Source organism: Geobacillus sp. ZGt-1 (assembly GCF_001026865.1).
Taxonomy (GTDB): Bacteria; Bacillota; Bacilli; order Bacillales; family Anoxybacillaceae; genus Geobacillus; species Geobacillus thermoleovorans.
In genome coordinates, this window is the sequence record NZ_LDPD01000012.1 from 80,216 (window position 1) to 84,981 (window position 4,766).

Sequence of the window (4,766 nt, forward strand, 5' to 3'; positions counted from 1 at the left end):
GGGAAAAGGGGGAAAACGATGATCCGTAAAGCCACATGGGTCGACGCACTGGCCATCGCTTCGGTCCACGTCGAAAGTTGGAAGACGACGTACAGCGGCATCGTGCCGGACGCGTACTTGGAGACGTTGGCAGTGGGAGAAAAACAAACGTTATGGGAGAAGGTGCTCAGCCAATCGGACCATTCCGTGTTTGTCGCCGAGGAAAACGGACGCGTCGTTGGATTCGTCTCCGGCGGACGAAATCGAGCATCCGACGGTCCGATAGCGAAGTATGACGGGGAGCTGTACGCGGTGTATTTGCTCAAAGAGGCCCAAGGAAAAGGATGGGGACGGCGGCTTGTGCAAGCCTTGGCCCGCGACTTGGCGCAAAAAGGCATTCATTCGCTCGTCGTCTGGGTGCTTGCCGCCAATCCGTCGCGCGGTTTTTACGAACGGCTTGGCGGTGAAAAACTGGCCGAGGAAAGGGTGGAAATCGGCGGAACAGTGTTATCGGAGTGGTGCTACGGCTGGCAAGACATTCAAACGATGAACTAGGAAGGGGCTGCCGACAGTTCGGCAGCTCAAAAAATTTGTTTTGCGAGTGATTACTCACTTTAAAAACACGTTTGTCCTGTTTTATACTTTTTGTGAGTGATTACTCACTATTTTATTTCAAGAAGGAGGAAAGGTGCATGAGCATTTTGAGAAGTAAGTGGGTGGCCTTGTCGCCTGTCATGGTGGCCATTGTAGTATTGATTTTCTCTCTTGTTCTTGTTCCAACCGTGCATCCGAAGCCGCAAAAGCTTCCCGTTGCGTTTGTCAACGAGGACGAAGGGGTGCAATTGCCGAATCAGCCCCCGATCAACATGGGGAAGAACATTGAACAAGCCATCCAAAACATGGCGAAATCGAATGCAGCTGGAAAGGATCAACCCCCAATTGATTGGATGCAAGTTGACAGCGAGAACAAAGCGAAAAAATGAATGGATAAGCAACACTATTATGGCGCTCTCATCATTCCAAAAGATTTCAGCAAGAAAGTAGCGTCCCTGCAGACGCCCCGTCCTTCTGCCCCAAAAGTGAAAATCGTCGTCAATCAAGGAATGAATGCCGCAGCGTCTGCCATCGTGCAGCAAATCTTGAATCAAGCGGCGGACCATATCAATGCCAACGTGCGCCAACAATTGTTGCAAGCGATGTCTAAAAAAGGGGGAATGGTGACGGTTGAACAGGCTGCTCTTCTCGCCTCGCCTGTTGAGAAAGAGACGGCCGTCATTCACGCGGTCGGCACACACAGCGCCAACGGCAATGCGCCTGTTTCGTTCGTTCAGCCGATTTGGATGGCAAGCCTCGCTGCAGCGGCGCTGCTACATTTAGCGATGGATCGACGCGCGTTTGCCCATCGACGCGAGAAGCTAGCTGCACAGGTGATGAAAACGGTTGTTGGGCTGCTGCTGGCGCTGATCGCAGGATTTGGACTTATCGGGATGGCGGATGCGATCGGATTTCATATCCCTTCATTTATAGATATGGCGCTGTTTGTTTCCCTTGCCTTTTTTAGCTTTTTTGCCATTGAAAGCGCCGTGTTCGCTTGGATTGGGTTAAAAGGGATCCTGATTTTTATTCTTCTTTTGTTCTTCGGCGCTCCACTGCTTCCCATGGCGCCGGAATTGATGACATCATTTTACCGCGATTGGGTTTATTCATGGCTGCCGCAGCGCTTCATGGTCGAGGGGCTTCGGGAACTCTTTTTCTTTGATCCGACATTTCAATGGAACGAACCCGTTTCCGTCTTATGTTGGCTGGCGTTTGTCGGGGTTGTTCTCGTCATCGTTTCGGCATTCAAGAAACGTATGGTTCAGGAATCGGAGGAATCCGGCAAACTGGTGACGTCATGATGAGGTGTAAAGGGGGAATGAACAATGCGCACTCATCCACCTATTCAAGTCGAGCGTGTTTCCAAGCGGTTTGGAAAAAAAGTAGTCATCGACGATGTGTCGTTGGAAGTCCAGACGGGGGAAATATTCGGCCTGCTCGGCCCGTCGGGGGCGGGCAAGACGACGTTGGTGCGCATGATCGCCGGCATTGATCAAGCGAGTGAATTCGGCGCTGGGAAATGGGCGTTGGCTACATGATCGGGTTCGGATTGTTTACCACGATTCAAGCGAGCTTAATTTCATGGTTTGCCATTGATGTGTTGGACATGATGATGGAAGGTTCGTTTTGGTATGTGCTGCTCATTACGTTTTTGCTGGCGATGACAGCGCTGGCGCTTGGGATGCTGCTGTCGGCGTTCGCCAACAACGAGCTGCAAATGGTGCAGTTTATCCCGCTTGTCGTCGTGCCGCAAGTGTTTTTCTCCGGCTTGTTCAATCTTGACACGATGGAAGAATGGCTTCGCTCGCTGAGCGTCATCATGCCGCTCACCTACGGGGCGGATGCGCTGCGCGATATTATGGTGCGGGGAGAGGGCTTTGGCGCCATCGCCGTGGATGTGTACGGTGTGAGTAAAATATTTGTCAAAGTCTTGACTGACTCATGTGTACGTGCTGCTTGGCTTTACGTTGCTGTTTATGCTATTAAATGTAGTAGCGCTGAAAAAATACCGCAAGCTGTAAGGAGTAGAGTCATGAGTGAGCATCCATGGATTCAAGAGCTGCTGCAAATCGGCGGCAAGGAAGAGCAGTTCAGTGAAAAGCAGCTGAAAATTTTGGAAGCCGCAGTGGAAATGTTTGCCGAAAAAGGCTATGCGGCGACTTCCACGAGTGAAATCGCCAAAAAGGCCGGGGTGGCGGAAGGCACGATCTTCCGCCACTATAAGACGAAAAAAGACTTATTGTTGGCGATCGTCACGCCGACATTGTTTCAGTCCGTCGCCCCGTTTTTGGCGAAAGAGTTTGTCCGTGAAGTGTTTGACAACGAATATGAGACGTACGAACAGTTTTTGCGCGCGGTGTTTTCCAATCGCTACGCCTTTGTGAAAAAGTATTTGCCAGCGATTCGCGTGCTTTGGCAGGAGGTTGCCTTTCATTCCGAGATTAAACAGTGCTTTCAACGCGTGTTTACCGAGCACGTGTATCCAAAATTCGCCCGCATTGTCCGCCATTTTCAAGAAAAAGGTGAGTTGGCCGAGCTGCCGGTCGATTCCGTCATCCGCCTGACGATCACATCGCTCGCCGGCTTTTTGGCCGCCCGCTTTCTCCTTTTGCCTGACCACCATTGGGACGATGAGGCGGAGATGGAGCGGACGATTCACGTGTTGATGAACGGTCTGCGGCGCTAACCGGCCGGCTTCCGCACTGAAGCCGGCCTAGCTGTTTTTCTTAGCATAATCGAGGATGGCTTTCGTAAATTGTTTGAAATCATCAAGATGGTGTTCGACGATGGCTTGCAAGATGCCAAGGTTCAGTTGTTGATAGTCGTGAACGGCGATGTTGCGGAATCCGACCATCGCCTTCATCTTTTTGCTTATGGAAGGGGAGATGACCCCATGTTCTTCGAGGAGAGCGAATGCATCGCGGCTATGCTGCGGCAATCCGAATTTCTGCTCGGCCACAATATGCATGGCCAAATCGATGCATGCCTCGCACGCCCGCTGTAAATTCAGAACGATCGAATCTTGTTTTGTGTAATTTTGTAAATTTTTTGGATCGCCGTTATATTCTTCACGAATTCGTTTCAGGCAGCGTTCGATCACGCTGATCTTGTTTAAAATGACATCACTTTTCATATATGCTCCCGCTTTCCGTAATTTGTTTTAACACCGGTGCTCTCTCTTCGTTTAGTTTCACATACATTTTCAATGTTTTCATTTCGAACTCAGCCCGTTTCCGCTCGTCGCGGCAATCAATGGCTTTTCCCGTCGAGACGACTTGCGCTTGAAACACGGTGCTGGCTTGGCGCAAATCGACAAGATCGACATCTCGCCCTAACTTGTCAGCCAACTCCCCGGCGAGCCGAAACAGCTCATACGGATCATGCGGTTCGCCGTCGCTGACAAAGGCGATGTCGACATCGCTGTCTGGGCGCAGCGTCCCACGGGCGGCTGAACCGAACAGGTAGATGACGAACGGGTGAAGAGCCGGGCGGAGCGTCTGAATGATGATCGTCTCCATTTCGTTTGGCAATCGCGATGCCCCCTTGCGTTTTTCTTCATTATAGCAAAATCTTATTGTTCTTGGCGAAAAGATGGAAAAAGAAAAAGGGATGGCGATGATGCGCCAATCCCTCTGAGCGAAAGAAGCAGGGGCTGATTGATTCATTTCCTCCTTACATACAAACTTCGGGGCGGCTCTTTTTGCTGCTCTTCCCTAAAACACTTCCTCACCCCGAAAACGGGATGGGGCGATGTTCGAGTCATTCGGGTGATGGATGATATAGGTGTGCGCGTTGGTCGTTAAGCCACAATTAGGCGATTTCCGCCACAATGGCATTGTCCTTGACATCGATACGGATCGCACGCACCGATTGATCCGCGTCAAGCAGGCAGTCGGCGATGTTGTCTTCGACTTGCTCTTGGATGACGCGGCGGAGCGGGCGGGCGCCGAAGGCCGGATGGTAGCCGAGTTCGGCCAGTTTTTCTTTCGCCGCTTCGGTCACCTCGAGTTCAATGCCTTGTTCGCGCATCGCCGCTTTGACATCGGCGAGCATCAGGTCGACGATCTCAAGCAAGTGCGCTTTTTCGAGCGGCTTAAACTCGATGATGGCGTCGAAGCGGTTCAAAAATTCCGGCTTGAAGTAGGCACTGAGCGAGTCAAGGACGCTTGTTTGTCTGTTGCCCTCTTTTT

Annotated in this window: 6 protein-coding genes and 3 pseudogenes; 6 read left to right on the forward strand and 3 right to left on the reverse strand. The window is 51.4% G+C overall.

What is annotated here, in order from left to right; all coding sequences use genetic code 11:
• The first annotated feature begins 18 nt into the window (after positions 1 to 18).
• The 6 genes and pseudogenes from VU18_RS04090 (at position 19) to VU18_RS04110 (ending at position 3,262) form a co-directional block, all read left to right on the forward strand.
• Positions 19 to 534, forward strand: coding sequence for a GNAT family N-acetyltransferase (locus VU18_RS04090; protein WP_014195285.1), 516 nt, complete (start codon positions 19 to 21; stop codon positions 532 to 534).
• Between the two features lie 137 nt (positions 535 to 671).
• Positions 672 to 962, forward strand: a complete 291-nt coding sequence (locus tag VU18_RS19160; protein WP_233499924.1) for a hypothetical protein — start codon at positions 672 to 674, stop codon at positions 960 to 962.
• Entirely contained in the window at positions 963 to 1,877 is a 915-nt protein-coding gene (locus VU18_RS04095; RefSeq protein WP_233499923.1) for a DUF3533 domain-containing protein, read from the forward strand. It abuts the gene before it with no gap.
• Between the two features lie 24 nt (positions 1,878 to 1,901).
• A pseudogene (locus tag VU18_RS04100) lies at positions 1,902 to 2,081 on the forward strand (ATP-binding cassette domain-containing protein); the annotation flags it as partial.
• Positions 2,081 to 2,597, forward strand: a pseudogene (locus VU18_RS21215) (ABC transporter permease); the annotation flags it as partial. The pseudogenes VU18_RS04100 and VU18_RS21215, both read left to right, overlap by 1 nt.
• Before the next feature lie 11 nt (positions 2,598 to 2,608).
• On the forward strand, positions 2,609 to 3,262 hold the full coding sequence (locus VU18_RS04110) for a TetR/AcrR family transcriptional regulator (RefSeq protein ID WP_014195289.1): 654 nt from the start codon (positions 2,609 to 2,611) through the stop codon (positions 3,260 to 3,262).
• 27 nt (positions 3,263 to 3,289) lie between these two features.
• On the opposite strand, the gene VU18_RS04115 is transcribed toward VU18_RS04110, so the two are convergent.
• From VU18_RS04115 to VU18_RS04125, 3 genes and pseudogenes are all read right to left on the reverse strand, one after another.
• Positions 3,290 to 3,709 (reverse strand): DUF86 domain-containing protein, encoded by a 420-nt coding sequence (locus tag VU18_RS04115; RefSeq protein ID WP_014195290.1) that lies wholly within the window; start codon positions 3,707 to 3,709, stop codon positions 3,290 to 3,292.
• Positions 3,699 to 4,106: a nucleotidyltransferase domain-containing protein gene (locus VU18_RS04120; protein ID WP_014195291.1), complete on the reverse strand. Its 408-nt coding sequence runs from the start codon at positions 4,104 to 4,106 to the stop codon at positions 3,699 to 3,701. The genes VU18_RS04115 and VU18_RS04120 overlap by 11 nt, the downstream gene beginning before the upstream one ends.
• A 280-nt stretch (positions 4,107 to 4,386) precedes the next feature.
• Positions 4,387 to 4,766: pseudogene (locus VU18_RS04125) on the reverse strand (ATP-dependent Clp protease ATP-binding subunit); the annotation flags it as partial.

Coding starts and splice junctions, on each gene's coding strand:
- VU18_RS04090 (WP_014195285.1), top strand. CDS start 19: ATGATCCGTAAAGCCACATGGGTCGACGCACTGGCCATCGCTTCGGTC.
- VU18_RS19160 (WP_233499924.1), top strand. CDS start 672: ATGAGCATTTTGAGAAGTAAGTGGGTGGCCTTGTCGCCTGTCATGGTG.
- VU18_RS04095 (WP_233499923.1), top strand. CDS start 963: ATGGATAAGCAACACTATTATGGCGCTCTCATCATTCCAAAAGATTTC.
- VU18_RS04110 (WP_014195289.1), top strand. CDS start 2,609: ATGAGTGAGCATCCATGGATTCAAGAGCTGCTGCAAATCGGCGGCAAG.
- VU18_RS04115 (WP_014195290.1), bottom strand. CDS start 3,709: ATGAAAAGTGATGTCATTTTAAACAAGATCAGCGTGATCGAACGCTGC.